The organism is Acidicapsa borealis, assembly GCF_059115245.1.
Genome location: NZ_JCACNY010000001.1, coordinates 1,827,525 through 1,847,067, shown reverse-complemented (window position 1 = coordinate 1,847,067; position 19,543 = coordinate 1,827,525). Strand labels below are relative to the sequence as shown.

At 53.5% G+C, this 19,543-nt stretch carries 12 protein-coding genes; 3 read left to right on the top strand and 9 right to left on the bottom strand.

The annotated features are described in order from the left end of the window. Window positions 1–773 precede the first annotated feature (773 nt). Window positions 774–2,447: a DUF1488 family protein gene (locus tag AC5S27_RS07550; protein WP_493933947.1), complete on the bottom strand. Its 1,674-nt coding sequence runs from the start codon at window positions 2,445–2,447 to the stop codon at window positions 774–776. Window positions 2,448–3,006: 559 nt separating this feature from the next. Here AC5S27_RS07550 and AC5S27_RS07545 point away from each other — a divergent pair. The 3 genes from AC5S27_RS07545 to AC5S27_RS07535 all read left to right on the top strand — a co-directional run bounded on the left by AC5S27_RS07545 (window position 3,007) and on the right by AC5S27_RS07535 (window position 9,117). Beyond that, on the top strand, window positions 3,007–6,456 hold the full coding sequence (locus AC5S27_RS07545) for an outer membrane beta-barrel protein (RefSeq protein ID WP_493933946.1): 3,450 nt from the start codon (window positions 3,007–3,009) through the stop codon (window positions 6,454–6,456). A gap of 29 nt (window positions 6,457–6,485) precedes the next feature. Continuing rightward, window positions 6,486–7,604, top strand: a complete 1,119-nt coding sequence (locus AC5S27_RS07540; RefSeq protein ID WP_493933945.1) for a pyridoxal phosphate-dependent aminotransferase — start codon at window positions 6,486–6,488, stop codon at window positions 7,602–7,604. Between the two features lie 385 nt (window positions 7,605–7,989). Next, window positions 7,990–9,117, top strand: a complete 1,128-nt coding sequence (locus AC5S27_RS07535) for an aminotransferase class I/II-fold pyridoxal phosphate-dependent enzyme (RefSeq protein ID WP_493933944.1) — start codon at window positions 7,990–7,992, stop codon at window positions 9,115–9,117. Between the two features lie 83 nt (window positions 9,118–9,200). On the opposite strand, the gene AC5S27_RS07530 is transcribed toward AC5S27_RS07535, so the two are convergent. The 8 genes from AC5S27_RS07530 to AC5S27_RS07495 all read right to left on the bottom strand — a co-directional run bounded on the left by AC5S27_RS07530 (window position 9,201) and on the right by AC5S27_RS07495 (window position 19,164). Beyond that, the gene (locus tag AC5S27_RS07530; RefSeq protein WP_493933943.1) at window positions 9,201–10,160 is read right to left on the bottom strand and encodes a cysteine dioxygenase; all 960 of its coding nucleotides are present in this window, start codon (window positions 10,158–10,160) and stop codon (window positions 9,201–9,203) included. Window positions 10,161–10,312: 152 nt separating this feature from the next. Next, window positions 10,313–11,719: a TlpA family protein disulfide reductase gene (locus AC5S27_RS07525; RefSeq protein ID WP_493933942.1), complete on the bottom strand. Its 1,407-nt coding sequence runs from the start codon at window positions 11,717–11,719 to the stop codon at window positions 10,313–10,315. A gap of 36 nt (window positions 11,720–11,755) precedes the next feature. Beyond that, the gene (locus AC5S27_RS07520; RefSeq protein WP_493933941.1) at window positions 11,756–13,420 is read right to left on the bottom strand and encodes a hypothetical protein; all 1,665 of its coding nucleotides are present in this window, start codon (window positions 13,418–13,420) and stop codon (window positions 11,756–11,758) included. A gap of 173 nt (window positions 13,421–13,593) precedes the next feature. Further along, complete coding sequence (locus tag AC5S27_RS07515) at window positions 13,594–14,160, bottom strand: peptide deformylase (protein ID WP_493933940.1); 567 nt, start codon at window positions 14,158–14,160, stop codon at window positions 13,594–13,596. 34 nt (window positions 14,161–14,194) lie between these two features. Next, entirely contained in the window at window positions 14,195–14,653 is a 459-nt protein-coding gene (locus AC5S27_RS07510; RefSeq protein ID WP_493937284.1) for a protein-disulfide reductase DsbD domain-containing protein, read from the bottom strand. Between the two features lie 132 nt (window positions 14,654–14,785). After that, the gene (locus AC5S27_RS07505; protein WP_493933939.1) at window positions 14,786–15,232 is read right to left on the bottom strand and encodes a c-type cytochrome; all 447 of its coding nucleotides are present in this window, start codon (window positions 15,230–15,232) and stop codon (window positions 14,786–14,788) included. 116 nt (window positions 15,233–15,348) lie between these two features. After that, window positions 15,349–15,792 (bottom strand): CHRD domain-containing protein, encoded by a 444-nt coding sequence (locus tag AC5S27_RS07500; protein WP_493933938.1) that lies wholly within the window; start codon window positions 15,790–15,792, stop codon window positions 15,349–15,351. A gap of 102 nt (window positions 15,793–15,894) precedes the next feature. Further along, window positions 15,895–19,164, bottom strand: coding sequence for a TonB-dependent receptor (locus AC5S27_RS07495; protein WP_493933937.1), 3,270 nt, complete (start codon window positions 19,162–19,164; stop codon window positions 15,895–15,897). Between the last annotated feature and the right edge of the window lie 379 nt (window positions 19,165–19,543).

The window sequence follows — 19,543 nt, the reverse complement described above, 5'->3', positions numbered from 1 at the left end:
ACGCTGAATCGCCTGCGCGACCGAGCAGATTGCCTTAATCCCTGGCTCATCATTCAGCGCAAGTTCCAACGTCGGAGCTTAATGTGTCACGCGGAGCAGCGGTAATTAGGATGAGTCATTTTCACTGGTAGCTACCTCATAAACACGCACTGCTTCCATATGGAACGGGTGAGACCGCAATCAAAACGGGTCACCTGCAGCTCATCAAGGCCGGAAAGACATAAATTCAAGAGCTCCTGGACTTGCTGGTCAAGTCTTAGCGCGATCTCGCCAGTTGATCTTTCTCGCTAGGAGACATTTACGTTAGCAGCGCGTAGAGTTCCTCCAGACAGTTAGCCACCGAAAAAGGGGGCCAGTCCGGGGCCATTAAGAGTTCAAGGATGCGCTCGTAATTTATTGAAACATTGACACAAACAACAAGAGTTGATCGTACGGGAGGTTAGCGTCATCCTTAATGGGCCCATATTTTTCGGTTTAAGCTATTGATTTTATTGGTGGAGCTGAGCGGGATCGAACCGCTGGCCTCCTCGTTGCGAAAACGATGAGAAACGTATTTTCAACAACTTAGCGCAACAAAACAAAGCGTTTTTGAACAGAACAGAATGGGTTGAAATCCTTATTGGACCCTTAATGGACCCGAATTGGACCCACGCCGGAGTAATCACGATCACAACGCTGCATGACCGACAACGCAATACTCACTAATCGCTACACGCACCCGAATTCCATTCAAGCTAAACTTGAGATTAGCCCTCCCCAAAATAGTCATCTTCTCAATGAGGAATATCTGTCGTCCGGATCAGGACAGTTCCGTCGGGTTCAACTCGGCCGGAAAGGTATTTGCCTCGTGAAATCTCTTCAATGGCCGGGCGATTCTTGCGGAACACATCGAGCTTGTTCTGATGATCCCCATGGAAATAGCCATCTAGCGCCTCCTGGCTGATGACACACCGTACCCGCTGTACCCTGTCCTGTCCCCAGAACACGACTACGTCCCGAGAACTGTCGTACCGTTCTTCCGGAGCTGGGAATATGAGTTCCTTGTTGTCCCATACAACCTGCCACGCCGCGAACTCGCTCGGTCGAACCTGGAGGCGTGCAAAATTCCCCTCATGCAGGCCGAGTAGGTCAGACTCGACCATTTCTCTGAATTTTGCGCGCTCCTCCTCAGACTCGATGTTGCCGTTTATCCAATCCCCGATAAATACAGTCGCATATTTCCTGTTCACCTGTCGCCGCACAACGTCGCCTACGAGTTGGCGCAATGCTTGCCGATGGCGCTGTCTGAATGGATCGGGATCGCCTAGTGATTGCCTTACGGCCGCATAACGTTCGGCTGACCGCTCGTAGGCCCAGATAAAGAGGTCCTTCAGCAGATCTACCTGGTTCAGTTCATAGACCCCCAAAATGGCCTCGGTGTAGGTAGAACGCGGAACGTCGGTAAAGGATAGTGGTGAGAGGTTTACCTTGATGAAGGGAACATTTGCAGCTAGTCGCGAGACACGTTTGTTTACATCGTCGAAGGGCTGGAGGTACGGCAACTGGACCATGGCGAAGAAGGCCTGCTCATAGGGGTCGTGGATTGCCTCTGCCGTCGCCAAAACCTGATTGAAACACTCCTCTATCAGTTGCGGGACTTCAAGAGGAAGGAAGGCGGACTTTTCAATTCCCACTGCAATGCGCCGCAGGCGTCCCGCCGCCGACTCATCTGGTAGGAGGTTCTGTGCCAAAATTCCGTGGAGATTCAAGATTGTGTGGCGATTGAAACCGATCTCATCCGCTGCGCTTACAAGAAACTCGATGGCGTCCTTGTGATTGAGGATCATCTGGGCTTCCAACCTGTTCCCATCCTGCGCCTCTTCGCCAAACTCAATCAGACGGCGTGTATCCAGTAAGGAGTAGGTATTGCCCTCGAGTCGGCTGGAGTTCCATGACAAGTCAATGAGCAGACGGCTGAGAATTTGTTTCGCATAGGTTCCAGCTGCTTCGAATTCAGTCTTCGTCTTGCCCACTTCTGTTAGATGTGCCCGCTCTTCAGGCGTGAGGTAGAAAGTCGTATTGGGTCGGTAGCTATCGAGAAATTTGCGATTATAGCCGACGACTTTTCTTGCTGCAAACGGCTGCCGCAGATAGTCGCGTATCTTTTTGCCTTCGGTGGAGAGAGGCATCGCTGCCTCCACTGGTTTCTCCTCGTCTGCCTCGGCTCGTGCTGCGACAGTTTTTTCCGGTTGTTCGACTGTGCTCTGAAACCTATATCTAGCCGCCGGCCCTTTGCCTTCTTGCTTTATCCGTCCGTCCTCTACGAGGCTTTTGAGCCAAGACTGAAGGGTCCGTTGCGGTACATCTTTTAGTGCCTTCTCAATATCGCTTCTCCGGACTCCGTCGGCGCTTTGCCGGACGACATCTACGATTGCCTTAAGGAGATCGCCCGGTCGTTGTCTTGCCATGCTTCCTCCATTTAATTGCGCGATCAAGTTATTGCGCAATTATGCCAGATAATCACGCAAGTATCAACTAATTCGCGCAGGTATAATTGCGCGATTCGATTCAATCCTGAAGTCGTGCCGTAGAGCAGAAATCTGCCGAATCCCAAAAGGATATCGATCAAAAATCGAAGTACGCTGAAGAACGGAGTGGGAGATCCACGCCTAACAGTTCAATGAGTGCGTGGGCCTGATATCTCCACTTGAAAGATGTTTTCTGGATTAACCGGGCTCGTATGGCCTGCACCACTCACTCAAACCTGTCCGCGATTGACCAGGTCATTCGCTTTGCCTTATTCTCGATGCATGGCGCAGCGGATGCATTGTTGTAATCGCTCCTCACAGGTACGTTGTCGTGAGTCGAGCACCTCCATGCCGATGCACTGTAGCTAGCCCTACATTCCCTCCCTCATCTCACACGAAAGTCTTCGCTTTAAGCACTCGACGCACGTTCGAGTCAGCTGCCTTTCAGGCGGTTACGGCGAGCGTTTCAACCTTGCAGCACCTTTTCTGGAGAGCCTCAATGAATTCGAAGAACCATACCATTCGACTTGTTTATCTCATTCTCATCTTTCTTCTCCTTGGCAGGAGCTTGATCGCACAAACTTTCAATGGCGCGATCCGTGGTTCAATCACAGATTCCCGCGGCGCCGCATTGGCTAACGCAATCATCACGCTCACTGACGAGGCCACGCATCAGGTTCGAGAGACGAAGTCCGTTGGCGCAGGTCTCTATGTTTTCAATGCACTGAAGCCAGCGTCCTACTCTCTGCATATTACTGCGGCCGGATTTGGGTCCGCTGATCGGACTAATATTGCGCTCGGCACTCAGGATTTCGTGACGCTTGATGTAAGTCTTTCGGTGGGTGCGACATCGGATGTTGTGCAGGTCTCTGCTGAAGCACCTTTGATCGATGGCTCTACTGCGTCGATCAGCACAGACCTCGACCATCAGCGGCTGGAAGACATCCCCGTACTGGGCCGCAATCCATACATCACGGCCAAACTTTCCGGCGTATTCGTCAATACCGGCAACCCGCAGTTCATACGCTTTGCAGATCAGAATGGTACGTCGACTACTTCGGTGGCTGGCGGGCCTGTTGCGGCGAATCTCTACGTTGTCGATGGTGTACCGATCACCGATACGAATAACCGGCCGATCGTCATTCCAACGATCGAATCGGTACAGGACGTAAAGGTGCAGGCATTGACGTATGACGCGCAAGTGGGCCGCACCGGCGGAGGTGTATTCAATACCCTGCTGCGCTCCGGGTCGAATACGCTTCATGGTTCGGTCTTTGGCGAAACCCGGCAGACGGCCTGGCTTGCGAATGATTTCTTTGCGAATCGCAATGGCGTTGCACGGCCAGACAGTCCTTACTATAACTGGGGCGCTTCGCTGGGTGGTCCCGTGGTTGTGCCTCATCTTTATGATGGTCGCAACAAGACTTTCTTCTGGATTGGATCGGAAGGCTACATCCAGACTTCGCCATACACACAGGCTTTCACCGTGCCAACAGACGCGGAGAAGGCTGGTGACTTTTCCCAGGACTTCAACGCTGACGGCACACTTCACGTCATCTACAACCCCTTCGATACTTACACCGATGAGACCGGAACACATCGCCGGCCCTTTGCAGGCAACAAGATTGTGAACCAGAATACGATCGGCAAGAATATCGTCTCGTACTTCCCTTCCCCGGTATCTGGCACCAGCACTTTTACTGGGACGGACAACGTGAGGGATCACGCGCAGGAAGTCACAGCGAAGATAGACGAGCAGATTCGCCCATGGTGGAACCTGAGCGGCTCATACATCTTCTATGAAGCACTTCAGCCTCTCGGAAATCCTCTCCATACGCTACCAGGCAGCTATTCCTACACCTATCATCGACAGGTTGACGCCATCCAGGCGAACAGCACCTGGATCCTGAACCCGACGACTGTCGTGACAGCGCGATACGGAACCAATCGTTTTCCGAATCTAATCGCTGAGGTCAGCCAAGGCTTCGACCCTGCGGCACTGGGCTTTCCGACAGACCTTACCAGCCAGCTCCAAGCAAAGTTCTTTCCTACCATCTTTTTCGCAAACCACGACCAGTTGAGCCAGAACACTGACCAACTCGACAATTGGAAATCACAGGTGATCAACGGCACATTGGCAAAAACACTGGGCCGTCACAACTTCACCTTTGGCACGGAGTATCGCCGCATTCGCATGGACTTTCAGGACTTCGGCAACGCTCCCGGGACATACACTTTCTCTGGGGCATTCACGCAGGCAACAGCGAGCGACTCCGATGGTGAGTCCGGATCGGACATCGCCGATCTGCTGCTGGGACTTCCTATCGCTGGAGAAGTCGATCAAACGACCTTCCTGCATACCTACCTCGATTACAACGCGCTTTTTGCTCAAGATGACTGGCGCATCAACTCTCGCTTGACGCTGAACCTTGGGCTGCGATGGGAGTCAGAGACCGGCCTCAAGGAAGACCGCAACCAGCTTGCCGTAGGCTTTGATCGCAATGCATCCGCGACACTTTCGAATGGGAGCAAGGTGACTGGTGGAATTCTATTCGCTGGCGTACACGGCAATAAGCGCGAGATCGGTGACCTCTCGCATCTGAAGTTTGCACCGCGCATCGGCGCTTCCTATCAGGTCAACGCAAAAACAGTCGTGCGTGGTGGCTACGCAATCCTTTATGCGCCATTGCGTTATGACCCTGTGGCCTCTCTCGCACCCGGATACACGCAGGCGAATAACTACATCGCAAGCAACGACAATAATGAAACACCCCTGAACACGCTGAACAATCCTTTCCCGAACGGCCTTCAGAAGCCCGCAGGAAATTCGGCAGGGCTACTTACGGGCGTAGGCAACTCGGTCACAACCTATGATCAGGCGCTGCATGCTCCTCGCGTGCAACAATTCTCAGTCGACGTCGAGCGCGAGTTGCCGGGCCACATCGCTCTTGACGTTTCGTATATCGGGACTCGCTCGACTAATCTGTCACCCTCGCCAACAAGCAGCACGCCGATCAACATCAATCAGTTGAATCCCAGCAACTTCTCCCTCGGCAGTTCGCTCAGCGATGAAGTCGCAAATCCCAACTATGTCCCTGGCGGAGCGGGCATCCTCGGGCAGGCGACGATCTCTCGATCGCAGGCGCTGAGGCCCTTTCCTCAATTTACTTCAGTCAACCTTTTCGTGAGCTCTTCGCATGCCGACTACAACGCACTGCTGATCAAAGCAGAGAAGCGGGCAGGCCACGGACTGAACCTGGTGAGTTCCTTTACGTGGTCGCGTAATCGAGACTCGTCGTTTGCAACCGCTAACAGCATCCAAACGCCAGCCGCTACGGCACCGCAGAATGTCTATGATCTCGAAGCCGAGTATGCGCACGCTGTCAATGATGTGCCGTATCGCTTCGTCGCCGGTGTGCTGTACGACCTGCCCTTCGGCGCAGGTCAACGCTTCAACTCCGGCAATGGCTGGATCGATCAGATTATTGGGCACTGGCAATTCAACGTGTTGCCAACGTTCCAGAGCGGCTTCCCCGTTTCGGTGCGGCAAACGAGCAATCCGAATAGCACCATTGCCGGCAATGGAGTTCAAAGGCCGAACATTAATCAAGGCACTGCTCTCGGAACGCACGGAAGCCTGTACGATCGCTTGAATGGATACATCAATCCGGCAGCCTTCACGGCGTCGTCGGCCTACGAGTTCGGCAATGCACCACGCACGCTCTCCTTACGCGGGCCAGGGTCCGCGAACTGGGATCTATCCTTGTTCAAAAGCGTGCGCATCCATGACCGCGTCAACGTTCAATATCGCGCTGAGGCATTCAACGCATTCAACACGCCGTTGTTTGCCGGACCAAACACAGCGTTCGGTAGTGCGAACTTCGGCAAGATCACCGCTCAATCGAACTTCCCTCGTTATCTTCAGATGGGGCTGCACTTGACCTTCTAGTCTCAACACGTAATGGAAAGGAATCTGGATTGTCCGAAGAGTTCACACGCCGATCGCTCCTCAAGCTCTCTGGCATGGCTGCCCTTGCAGCAGCTATGCCTCGAGCTGAGGCTGCTCAGCATGCCGCACCGGCTGAATTCAGCTTGATTCATTTGAACCTGAACGAGAACGCGTATGGTCCGTCACAGAAGGTGCTGGAGGCGATACCTCGCGAACTCACCCGCATTTCGCGATACGGTGATCCACAGGTTGCGCAGTCTCTGACGGAACAGATCGCAGCATACGAAAAGCTGCCGGTAGAACAGGTGCTGTTGGGCGAAATCCTTGGAATACTCGGGCCTCATCTGGGCAGCCAGGGCGGCCCTGGAGGCGAGTTCATCTATTCAACGCCCGGTTATCTCGCTCTCGTGGATGCCGCAGCTCATTCTGGCGGAATAGAAGTGCCAGTTCCGCTGAATGCGGCGTATGAGAATGATCTGCCTGCGTTGCAAGCGGCCATTACTGCAAAGACACGCGCGCTCTATCTCATCAATCCACACAATCCAACTGGAACAGTAAGCGAGAACGATGCCTTCAAGAAGTTCCTGCGCGAGACCTCGCAACATGCACCGATCATCGTGGACGAAGCCTATCTCGAATTTACGCCAGACTTCGACTCCCGCTCTGCAGTCTCACTGGTTCGAGAGGGAGCGAACGTATTGGTATTCCGCACCTTCGATAAGATCCATGGACTCGCCGGTTTGCCGCTTGGCTATACACTTGCGCCCAAGGTGCTGGCTGTCGAGTTGCGCAAGCAGGGCGTGCGTGATGCGGAAGCGCTGGGACGTCTGAATATGCTTGCTGGATCGATTGCGCTTGCAGATACGGCTCATGTTCAAAGGGTACGTGCAACGGTTGCAACCGAAAGAGCTAAGTGGTTTGCGCTGCTTGATGAATTAAAACTGCCTCACACCAAATCGGCAACCAACTTCATCTTCTTCGATGCAGGACGACCGCAGGCTCAGATAGCAGATGCGATGCGGGCGCGAGGTATTCTCATCGCGCGCGCGTTCCCTCCTTACGCAACCTGGGTACGCATCACGATTGGATTGCCCAGAGAAAATCAACTGGCGCAGCAAAGCCTGAAGGAAGTTTTGAAAGGCATCTAGCAACCAGTCCACTTCTTTTGAAAGTCAGCGTTGTCGACAATCTAGGGCGCTTTTGTTTGCAAGGCTCTCAGGCCATGGCACCAGGCTCGTTCCCGCTCTTAAGCTTACAATTTCCGCCCGCCAACGAGCTGGCGACCAACTCATCAATCTCGCGAGAGCCCTAGTTAACCGGGCCAGGATCTAATTGCTGCAACAACAAGAATCCATGCGGACACAATACCTTTACACTAGCATTCAGAGGAGAAGCGGCTAAATCTCCAAGCGTTGGAGCGGAGTGGATGTGTGCGTCTTCGGTGAATCGCTCCTGACCCCGTTCATCAAGTTGGTCGCGGGAGATTTTGTGAGGCTAATTTTAGTCCGGCCAATCTAATTGTTGAGGTGCGAGATGGACTTGAAACCGTTTCTCCTGGATATGTGGTTGGATGCTCACGAACACGGCATCGAGTTCAACTTGGCGGCGAGCACGGGCCCGGCTTGGACCATACATGAAGTGCTCAACCTCGGCACCGGCCAGGAACGCGAACTATTCATGAATCAAAAGCTTGTTTACGGTCGTCCTGCGGGAGCCCAGAATTTGCGCACCGAGATTGCCGCCATGCAGGGCGTGGACGCAGACGCAGTCCAGATCGTTACCGGTGCCTCGGAGGCACTGCTGATCCTGATGTGGACGGCCGCTGAGCCGGATGCGAACGTAGTGCTTCCACAACCATCGTTTCCAACCTTCTCCGCGCTGCCCGAGTCTCTTCGCATTGAGACTCGCTTTTACCAGGTGCGCAAGGAAAATGGTTTTACCATCGACATCGAAGAGGTCAAGAAGCTCACTGACCGCAACACAAAGCTGGTCCTGATCAACACACCACACAATCCCACCGGCGCCATTATCAGCGATGCTGACCTGGATAGCTTGCACGACTACACCTCATCCCGCGGGATACAACTCGTCACCGACGAGGTCTACCATCCCATCTACCACGGGAAACCTACGCAATCTGCGGCGCGCCTGCCTCACGCCACCGTCATCCATGATTTCTCAAAGGCGTTCCCATTCTCGGGCATTCGCACCGGTTGGATGATCGAGCATGACTCCGAGCGGCGCAAACGTTATTGGACTGCTCGCTCGTATTTTTCCATCACCAACAATAGCGCTGGAGAATTGCTTGCGGAGATCGTCATGCGCCATCGCGAGACCGTGCTTGGCAAGACACAGAGGATTGCTACAGACAATCTTCACCACCTGAGCGCATTCATGTCCAGACATCGCGAGACTATTGGCTGGATCCCGCCTCGCGGTGGAATGACCGCATTCCCGTGGCTGCTCAGCGGCGAAAACAGCCGCGCCTTCTGCCAGGCCGCTGCGGAGCGCGGCATCCTGCTTGCCCCTGGCGACTGCTTTGACGCCCCTGCGCACTTTCGCCTTGGTTTTGTGGCGGCGGCGGCGAAACTTCCAGATGCGTTGAGCCGACTCTCGGAACTTGTCACCAATTGGTCTTTCTCGAAGGACGCAACTGTATAAGTCAAGGGTTCTAGCCGTGGCGGGAGCATGGACTGCATCAGTCATTCTAAGAAGGCACAGATCACCCTACAGCCGGATCGGGCCTAGGAAGATTTGCTTGGAGGAATAATCGGTAGACCCAAGGAACTCCATGCATTAAATCCGCCAGTAATGTCCGTAGCCCGCCACAGTCCGAGATCCTGCAGCGTTGCGGCTGCAAGACTTGATGTATACCCTTCGGAACAGAATACGATCACCTCGGAGTCATGGTTGGTAGCGACCGGCAACCGAGCACTGGATGTAGGGTCAAACCGCCACTCGAGTACATTCCGCTCGACAATCAATGCGCCGGCAATACCTCCCTCGAAGAGGCGTTGGCTTTCGGGACGAATGTCTACGATTATCGCGCCAGCCTCAGCGGCGGCGAGAGCTTCGCTTGGAGATAGACGCCGGAGCCGTGCGCGCGCAGACAGAAGCATCTGATCGATGCTCGTGACAACAGTCTTAGTGGCAGCTGCCAACTTCTGCGATCGCCACCTCTCCTCCAGTTTCTCTGCCCGCTCCGATGTGGATTCACGCGGGATCAGTTGATCGCCCTCCAACTCGTACTCATTCATCTCGGTCAGAGGAGGCGAATAGGTGTGGATGCTGACAGCCGGCCCCTGCGAGACATTGCGGACATCATGTAAGTAACCAGGACCGAACGCGCGCACAGTGCCTGGATGTATTACAACAGCCTCTTCGGCAGGACGCTTCTCCTCCAGGATTCCCGTCGTCACAACAAAGGCGCCGGCAGATTCCCCGTGGTCATGGAAGCCGGTGGATTGTCCCGGCATCCAGCTGATCACCCAAATGTCATAGTCCGAATCATGATGTAGCCGTTCGTACCAACGATGTTCAACGCGCAAGCGTACCCGATCCAACCACCCATCCGAGGTGGCAAATCGCGACGCGATGTCGGCGAGTTGCTCAGGTGTTTTCGTAGGAGCGTCAAAATTACTGCTTGCTGCAATGGAGTTCTCGGTTACTCCGTGTATGGACACTTCTTCTGTTGCCAGTTGCATAAATTTCTCCAGAACTGAACCGTCGCAAGCTAGGCACAGCACGCTTGCTTGTTGGCGGCTCCTCTTTCAACGATAGGAGTAAGGATGGATTGGAGATTGCTCAATCCGATTCGAATTGTATGGAGAGCACGACTCCCATCAAGAGCGCCGCATCATTGGCCAGGTTTGGTTTGAGCGTTGCCGACTGTGGCGACGCTCTGGTTCACCTTCTCCGCTAAGAGTTTTTCAATCTGGGCAGTAAACTCCTCTTGAAGCTGGCGATTAAATTCACCACTGGCCGGCGAAGCAAACCCGGAGTGAATGCCCTTCACCGTGCCATCACGACCGACGAAAACAGTCGCGGGCCAGGTATTGAGATTCACTAGCTGCGGAACCTTCTCCCACATCTCAGATGGCGCGCCCGCAATCAGATACGTGTACGCAACTCCATATTTCTTCACGAAAGCGCGTTCACGATCAAGGCTTCCTTGCTGCTCCGGCTCTTCAAAATCAAGAGCTACAATAGCCAGGCCTTTGTCCCTATACTTCTTGTCGAGTTGTACAAGATACTGCGCCTCATCATGGCAGTTGGGGCACCAGGTACCAGTCACGACAGCAAGGATCACTTTGCCCTTGAATCGTGGATCTTCATTCGACACCAGCTTGCCGTGGTCGTCGGGAAAGCTGAACTTGAATATTTCATTGGCATCCCGTGCGGTGGTGTGAGTTTCGTAGTTCTCAGGTTCGGGCAGCCCCTTGGCCTTTGCCACTTCAGATCGATAAGCAACGAGCTTTATGGCATAGCGACTGTCTGTCGGCGCCTCGCTATAAGCTTTGGTAGAGGTAGCAGCCACTGCAGTTGGTGAACCGCTAGCGTTGCCGTCAGCCTGACTGGCAGGCTTTTTCGCGTGCGGGTCATTCTGAAGAATTTCGAGGGCTCCGTCCTGTCCTTGAGATACCTCGATCACTCCAGGTCGCGATCCGTCAAAATGACTTAGTATCCACTTGCCCTCTTTGTAGGTCCCGCTGAACGCGCCTGTATCTCCATCCACGCGAAGAATCGATGCCGCAACATCCGCTCCGTTCTGCTCGACAATGAATCGAAACGCCTTTTCGCCCTTAGACGAGGGGCTATCGAGCGGAATGATCCACGAACCCGCTATTGAGGGTACATTCGCCGGCGCGACGACTACATCCACATGGCTATGCGCTTCAAACCCATATCCTGCATTGGCAGAGCGCGATTGTGTCAGGACCTTCCCAGTAAGTTGCCCGTCCTTCAATGTCGCGTCGATTGTAGTCAGGTAGTGCTCGACCTTCAGGATCAGTCGGCCATCTTGAAAAGTCGCACTCGTTGTGCCGTCGTAGGGTTTGAATCCGTCGTAGAACGTGCCTTTCAGGGATGGCCCCGAGCCGGAGATATCCAGCCGAAAAGCAATTTGCGTCCCGTTGTTATCAAGGACCGCATCCCACTGTCCGTCAACGGATTCTGATCCATTCTTAGACTGCGCCACGCCATAGGACAAACCTGAGGCAGAGAGCGCAAAAGCCAGTGCTGTGCTGATATAAAACAATCTCATTGTCTTGTTCCTCTCCTGTTGATCTCTTACGACTGCTTATCCCTGGTGAGCTGGGCGTGAATGATTCGCTGCAATGCGGATGTCCAGGTGATTGTTCTTGGCGTAGTTTCTCCATTCCTCAGGCAATCCTGGTTTGGTCGCAAGCAGGATCTCGAAAATTGCGCGTCGGTCCTCCGAAGAGATTTTGGCAAAGTCGTCGCCCCGATCCTCGCCTGTCAAGACCTGAAAGAGCCGGTGATAGACATATCCTTTGGCTGGCTCAGGCAATGCATCGAACGACGCGGAATAGATGAGATAACTGCACGGATAGCGGAAGATCCTATTCCGCAAGTCGAAGTCTCGTAGAGACCGGCCCTTGCCATCGCGAATACCGCGCGACTGGAATTCTTTCGCATAGGTTGAAGAACCTTCGATCCGATCGCCATTCGAAGCAGAGAGCGGCGTTTCATTCACAAACAGCAAATAGCGCAGCAGCTGCTCTGCAGGCCGCTCAAATTGTTGTCGTGCGCTATCGGAAAGAGGAGCATCGGCAGCAAGCCCATCGCTCTTATTCTTGGCCGCCTGTGCGTAGAGCGCCAGCCTGGTCTTGTAGTTCGTAAGAGTGATCAGATTGTGCATCTGTGTCTGATGTGCCAAGACCAGGTGCGCCACCACATCACTGTCTGGAGTCAGATAGCCGGATGCATCAAACGCATTGGAGAGTGTTATCAATTTCTTCGCAACGGCGTATTCCGGTTCAGCTTTCTTTTCCGGCTCGCCTTCAGGGCTGTCAACCACAGCATTCCCAAGGTGCGGCTGGCCACCGGTCTTTCCGGTGACATACCACCCTCCCCAACGATCCTTGAGTGGGCTTTCCTGATCCGTAATGAAGGATGGCGTACCTGCCGCTTGCGTGCCTCCAGATGTCACTGAAATGGAACGCAACAGCACACCCGGCACACCTCGTGTCCCGGCGGCGATGTGGCATTGCGTGCAGTCCAGTTCTGCTCGCTGGAAAACAGGTCGCTCGACCTTGTGTTCATCTAGAAGATAGAAGATCGCGCCTTGCATTGGATCGAAAGAAACGATTTCGATCGCCTTGCCATCATGCACGGAACCCACATAAACATCGTCATTGAAGTAAAGTGCGCGAGGATGATCTGGCGAGATCTTCTTGTATTGAAAGCTTGTCTTCGAGAAGACAAGTGTTTGCGATTCTGTAGGAACTTTCAAAAGCTTCAATACAGATTTGAGGTAGCCGTGCTCAGGTTCATATTGCAATGTCGCTTTACCTTGACTCAGGTCACCTTGCAGCTTGGCCACCGGATCGCTCAAGTCGTCGGATCGATAGTTGATCGGCGCATCGCTGTAAGGCACATAGCCTTGATTACGTACAGCGATCTGCCCGTGAGCCCGCAAGACAAGCCAACCAACGCTCGCCGCCACCAGCACCATGAACAGCAGGAGGAGTTTGACCAGTGATCGTGCAGTTGGTCCGAGGTGCGCCGGACTTCTCTTAGCAGCGTTCAGAGGCCACTCCTCCGCAGCCCCTGCAAAGTTAGCGTAGGAAGCATCGACCTCGTTCCCGATCTCTGTTGGATTCTGTAAGTCCACGGCGAATAACCATCCCGGTTTGAAGGCATCTCTCCGAGGCGAGTCCCAAACAAAAAGCCCGCCTCCAGCAGAGCTGGCAAGCGGGCTTTTGTTGCGAATATCAGTCAACTAATTGGATCGAAGCCGATCACAAATCAGTTAGAGTTCTCACAAGTCCCCGTTTCGCCAGCGATATTCAGCAGCGAACAACAAGTCGTTTTGGGGACGGATACCATGTCCATGAGTTTATGCGTAAGAAAGATCGCTGTCAATTTAACTAACAATACGCCGGAAATTCCTCTCTAAGTATTGGGTAATCGATCCTTCAGATGTCGCGTATAGTTCTCGAGGGTCGAGAAACTCTGTGCCTGCATACGGTCGATGTAGAGCCTACCATCCAGGTGATCGATCTCGTGCTGAAGGATTCGTGCATACCATCCCGACGCATGAATGACTTGAGGCTCACCGCGATAATCGAGGCACCGAACACGCACTTCCCTGGCATGGGCCACTAATGCGGTATAGCCAGGCAGACTAAGGCAGCCTTCAAAGAAAGTCTGATTAGGCTCCGTGAGAAGCTCTAGAGTTGGATTAACGATAACGTGAAATGGGATGACTCTCCGCTCTCGCTCTTTAAGCTCCCTTTCAGTCAGCGATTTATGATGCTCCAGCCTGTCTTCAATCACCGCGAGTTGGATGGACTCCGCAACCTGCGGTGCAGCAAGACCCACCCCCGGAGCATCGCGGACAGTCTGTCGCATCCACTCGATAAGCTGCTGGATGTCCGGACTTAGGATCTGTTCCTTTGATAAAGTATGGGAGGCCGCGCGAAGAACCGGTTCGCCTACACTCACAATCTTCAAACGCATCTTTGGGTGCCCCTTCAAATCCTCTCCCAAACTGTTATGAACCAGGCTTTATCTCAATTGCCACAGGAACATGAACTGTTCTTGGTGGGAGACAAACCCGGTCGCTGCATGCCTGGAAGCGCACGCTGACAGAAACATCCCGCTTGCCGGCCGGGAGATGCTGGGTTACCTGTGCCGGTATTTGCAAAGTAAACGAGTGAGTGTAAACCTCTGTGTCGATATCGAAACTAGTATCGTGTTTCTTGACCGGTGCGGTACCCCTGACAGCACCAGCAGCCTGCAATGTGTCATTGGCATCGAGCGCTACATGCAGAGGCGTGGGCCCCCCTGAGCCCTGATTCAAACCGTAAATATGCCAGCCATCCTGAATATCTGCCGCCACCTCAACGGTTGCCTTGCTTCCTGAGTTGACAGGCCTCTTAGATGCAATCGATCCTGTCCATTGCACTGGCTGTATTGGGCCTTGTGCCACGGCAACGACACACAGACACATACTGAGAGTCCACAATCGAATTGTTAGAAATCTCATCAAAGCTCCTCTCCAATCCTGACTTTATTTCTCGACTTTAAGTCTAGAAGTTGTCCACACGTCGACATATCTCTCTTTGAACCCTTTCCTCATCTGCTAAGGCTTCGGCTCGAAGTCTGGCGGCTCGACCTGGCCGCGGTGGCAATTTCCGCAGGTAATCGGTGACGCATAGCGTCGGTCTCCAAGCTGCGCAAGGTACTTCTTGTTGATATCGCTGGTCATCGAGATCATGAATCGCGCTGTCTGCTTCGCCGGATTTTCATCGGATGAGTAGTTAATTTCCTTGGTCTCTGGGTTTTGTTCATGACAATACCCGCACGGAACGCCAAGCTGCTTCTCATATCCATGCATCAGCTTGTCCAGAGCCTCGCCGGAAATATCTGCTGGCAGCACTTTCAAGTTTGTGGGCTTGGCATGAGGAACCTTTTGGGCAGAAGCCGGCGCATTCGGTGCCTGCATGCTTGGCAACGCCAACGCTATTCCCAACGCAAGGCCAAATCCCGTGCAGCCCATAATAAGCACTGCCGCAGATCGAAACAACATAATCTCTTTCTCGACCTTCCTTCTTAGGTTCTTTCGCTGAGATCACAGCACCATAGCCAGATAGAGTTTTGATCATGGTGTGCGCTCCAATTGCCGCACACACCATGCTCAAGAGATCAGTCAGCCTTTACAATCTGGCCACGGATTTCTCCGCCAGGGTTCGCTGCCGTGTGCAGGTTGAAATACCATTTGCCATCAATCAGGTCCTTCGCCTGCTCCGGCGTTAGCGTCGCCTTCCCATCAATCGGGCTTGCGATGGGGCTTGCCTTCACGGGTACTTGCGGTTTACCTTTCTCCCCTTCAGCCGCCGGGCCATGAAAATGTGCTGCAACCACAGCGCCCGTCAGTCCGCTGAACTCAACGTGATACTTCAGCTCGTGGGACTCTGTATCCAACGTCGCAGTTAGAGTTCCCGTCCCACTGCCAGCCGTGCGAGGGACCTCAGACGACGCCTTCAAATCGGCTTTCAGGTTGATCGTCGCGGCGTGCGCTGCAACAGACACAAGCACAAGGGCGGATGCTGCAACGATGGTTCGGATGAAACTATTCACATTTCTCATTTTGCTTCTCCTTAGGGTTAGTTGATTGCCGGAACAGCGGTAAACCGGGATGGCCTGCCGTTGCTTGCCTCCGTTGTTAGAACTCGCTAAACAAAGCCATGGCTAGAAGATCACCTTTAGCCCAAACTGGGTATTGAACGGTTCGCCAGGACCGATGCCGGGCGCACCGTTGTAGTCGCCAATCGTGTCAGAGATCAGGCCTAGGCCACTGCCAACTGTGTTTGAAGGTGGTGCGAGATTCTTACGGTTGAACAGGTTGTAAAACTCGGCTCGGAACTGCACCTTGACCCGCTCCGTTACGTTCCCCGTCTTAAAGACAGAGAAGTCCACGTCCTCATAGCCCGGCCCGAAGAGCTGATTTCTTCGCGAAGCACCTACAAATGTTCCAGTCGGGCCATCTGCAAACGCATTTGGATTGATCCAGGTTTCCGATTGGTTGGCAAAGATATGGCTTACTCCTGCATAAGCATTCGGCAAAATCTGCGTCGCGCGCTGGTAGCCCTCACTCGTACCGGAATTATCGCTGGAGCTGAAGACAGAGAAAGGTTCGCCTCCGCGAAGAGTGATCAGACTATTCAATTGCCAGCCATTGGAAAGCCAATGAGGACCCGTCTTCAATCCTGGCACGTTATAGATGAGGTAGGTGTTGAAGGTGTTCCTCACGTCATAGTCGCTATTGCCGTAGTCGCCTTTGATATTCGTGCTGTCCTGTGGCAACGTGTTACGCCATTGAGTTCCCTCATCCAGACTGTGACTCCAGGTATACGAGGCCTGAGAACTAAGCCCGTGCCATCCCTGAATACGCAAGACCGCCTGGAGCGCGTTGTAGTTGGAGTTGCCTACACTCGCAGCTTCATTGATCGCTCCGTAGGTTGGAAAGGCCGCAGCATAGGGCCGGCTGGTTTGCTGCGTATAGGAATCGACATTGGCGCCCTCGGAACTAAGCGCGGGTTGATTGATGTCGCGCAACAGAATTAGCTTTCTGCCCGCACTGCCTACATAACCGAGTTGAGTGACGATTTTCGATCCAAAGCTCCTTTGGATATTCAAGCTGTAGTTGAGGTCATGCGGGTTACGAAGATTCTGATTCACCGTGAAAACACCGCACGGGCTCACGTTCTCGGGCGTGACCACGCATTCCGTGGTCGGGTCCACTCCCAAGGGTGCGAGCAGCTGACCGGGCACAATCGGACCAGCAGGAATTCCTAAGGTCAAGACAGGACTCGGGCCCGCTGGATTTCCCTGTAAGCCTACAGCTCCACCATTGCCTGGATTCTGCGAAAGGAAGATATTCAGGTTAGGAGTATCAAAAAATAAGCCGCCCCCTCCACGAATCACCAGATTACCTCCAGCTTTAGGCTGGTAAGCAAAGCCGATACGAGGGCTGATGCTGTTGTAGTCGGCCGGGTAAACAGAATCTATCCCTTCCCCCTGAAGCACAATGCCGCCCTTGTTGGGTACAAAGACTGAAAGATCTTTGTTCCCGTTATGCAACGGGCCCTCGTAATCGTAACGGACTCCATAGTTGACATTGAGCTTCTGTGAGACCTGCCAAGCATCCTGGGCAAAGACAGAGGCTGTGTTCACGAACACTTGCCGTTCCGGATTACCTCGAGCAATCGTACCCTTGGAGAGATAGCCTCCTAGGAAATCAGCAAGGATAAGCGTGTTCTGATCGGCGCTTGCATCGCTCTCGGTCGGATCGGTCGCCCACGGGCCGCGCGTACCGGAGAAGGTGAACGAGCCTCGTTCATTGGTATGGTAAAACTCATCCAGTTGAACCTGCCGGAACTCACCCCCGAAACGAAATTGATGTCTGCCAATCGTCCACGAGAGAGCATCCGTCAGGTGCCCCGTAATATCATTCCGCCCCAGCGGGGGGGTCAAGCCGATCTCTCCGAGTTGCGAGGTGGGCTGCTCTCCAAGGTTGATTCTTGGTGCTCCGAGAATCGGCGCCCCCGTGTTGAAACCGAGTGAGATCGGGTCAAAGTTCGTATTCAGATCGAGAAAGACTTGATTAAAGTAATTCACGCCAACTAGAACCTGGTTGGTCATCGACGACGTGAGTTGCGAGTTCACCACAATGGCGTAGTTCTGAACGTGTGTCGGTGCGGTCTGGTAATACCAACTCAGATCTGATCCAACAGGAGCAGCCGAGTCCCCCTCTCCAGAGAACCAATGGAAGGATATGCTGTTGCGCTGGTTTATGTTGTAGTCTGCCTTGAATATACCGTTGTAGCTATAACCGTACTCTGGGTCATTGCTATTGTAGTTATTCGGGGAAGCCGGGCCAGTCAGCGCACTAGCAGGCCAAAGCGTGTTCAACAATGCCTGTGTTGCTGGATTAGCGACGACTTGGTGTTCGGAAAGCAAAGCCAGCGCTTTCGCTTGATAGGCCGTAGAAGGCTGCGTCGACTTGGCCGATACACCTATCACAAAACGTTGCTTCTCTAGGCCTCCAAAGAAAAACAGCTTGTCGTGAAGGATAGGTCCACCAACAGAACCGCCGGCGTTGTAATTTCGCACCTTCTGTTTAGTATCGACAAATGGCGATGCCGCTCCAAAGAATTCATTGCGGTCGTAGTAGTATGCGGTTCCATGAAATTGATTGGTCCCCGACTTCAGACCCAGGTTGACCGTACCGGCGGGATTGCGACCCGCTTCAGGTGAGGACTGAGTCTGGACAGAAAAAGACTCCACGGCATCGATGGGTAGCACAATTCCCGCAATGCCTGAGACGCCGCTCTGGTTAACCGCAGGGATGTTGTGCCATGCATCATTATTGTCTACACCATCGATCTGCCAGTTAATCTGATTCGCGCGCGCACCATTCAAAGAGCCGTCTGTTCCGTTGGCGGAGTAACCAGCATAACCCGGCGTGACTGCGATCAATTGAGTAAAATCCCTGCCATTCAGCGGGATATCCTGCACGGTTTGTTCAGAAATCGTGCTGGTTTGCGTTGCTGAGGTTGTCTCCAGACCTAACGCGGAGGCAGACACTTCAACCGTCGTCGTTCCGCTCGCAACTGCAAGCGTTACTGGCAGGTTGTATACAGCGCCAGCCGAGACGGGGATCTTCGTGATTTTGAGCTTCTCAAAGCCATTCCCCATGACTGTGATGGTGTAGCTGCCCAGGGGAATATCTTGAAATGCAAACTCTCCTGCGCTCGAGGAAACCGTCTGATGCAGCTGTCCAGTTGCATCATTAGCCGCTTCGATGCTTGCTCCGGCGACGGTTGCGCCAGCAGAGTCGCTGACGATGCCGCTGATTCCTCCTCGGAATGTTTGCGCTTGCCCCGGCAATATAGACAACGTTGCCAAGGTAAAGACTACGAAAATGGTTTGCAAAAACTGTCGTACGCGGAACTGCATATACCTCTCCTTGAATCTGTCTGTCTTGGCATGTCGCGGAACGATTCTGCGCAGACCATGAGCTGTCGGAAGCCTAGAGTGAGCCGCATGATCACAGGAACATCGCAGGGCACGAATTTGCGCTGGCAATCAACAAGGCGCGCTTACAGGGGACGAATGAAACAGCAGGTGCGCCAAGATACCGACCGTCGTGACAATCAAGAGCAATTGGTTCTCGATCGACGTAGGTACACCGCTCAGATTGAATAGGGGTGTGCTGCTATCTCAGGAAGGGACAACAAGTGTGAAGCCGCGTTGGAGTTTTCATCGACATCGCGTTTCACTCAACATATTCCAAACGCTGGTTTTGTGCAACCTGCGTTCAACACATCTGTACGGA

Coding starts and splice junctions, on each gene's coding strand:
- AC5S27_RS07510 (WP_493937284.1), bottom strand. CDS start 14,653: ATGTGTCTGTGTGTCGTTGCCGTGGCACAAGGCCCAATACAGCCAGTG.
- AC5S27_RS07535 (WP_493933944.1), top strand. CDS start 7,990: ATGGACTTGAAACCGTTTCTCCTGGATATGTGGTTGGATGCTCACGAA.
- AC5S27_RS07550 (WP_493933947.1), bottom strand. CDS start 2,447: ATGGCAAGACAACGACCGGGCGATCTCCTTAAGGCAATCGTAGATGTC.
- AC5S27_RS07500 (WP_493933938.1), bottom strand. CDS start 15,792: ATGAGAAATGTGAATAGTTTCATCCGAACCATCGTTGCAGCATCCGCC.
- AC5S27_RS07545 (WP_493933946.1), top strand. CDS start 3,007: ATGAATTCGAAGAACCATACCATTCGACTTGTTTATCTCATTCTCATC.
- AC5S27_RS07515 (WP_493933940.1), bottom strand. CDS start 14,160: ATGCGTTTGAAGATTGTGAGTGTAGGCGAACCGGTTCTTCGCGCGGCC.
- AC5S27_RS07505 (WP_493933939.1), bottom strand. CDS start 15,232: ATGTTGTTTCGATCTGCGGCAGTGCTTATTATGGGCTGCACGGGATTT.
- AC5S27_RS07525 (WP_493933942.1), bottom strand. CDS start 11,719: ATGAGATTGTTTTATATCAGCACAGCACTGGCTTTTGCGCTCTCTGCC.
- AC5S27_RS07530 (WP_493933943.1), bottom strand. CDS start 10,160: ATGCAACTGGCAACAGAAGAAGTGTCCATACACGGAGTAACCGAGAAC.
- AC5S27_RS07495 (WP_493933937.1), bottom strand. CDS start 19,164: ATGCAGTTCCGCGTACGACAGTTTTTGCAAACCATTTTCGTAGTCTTT.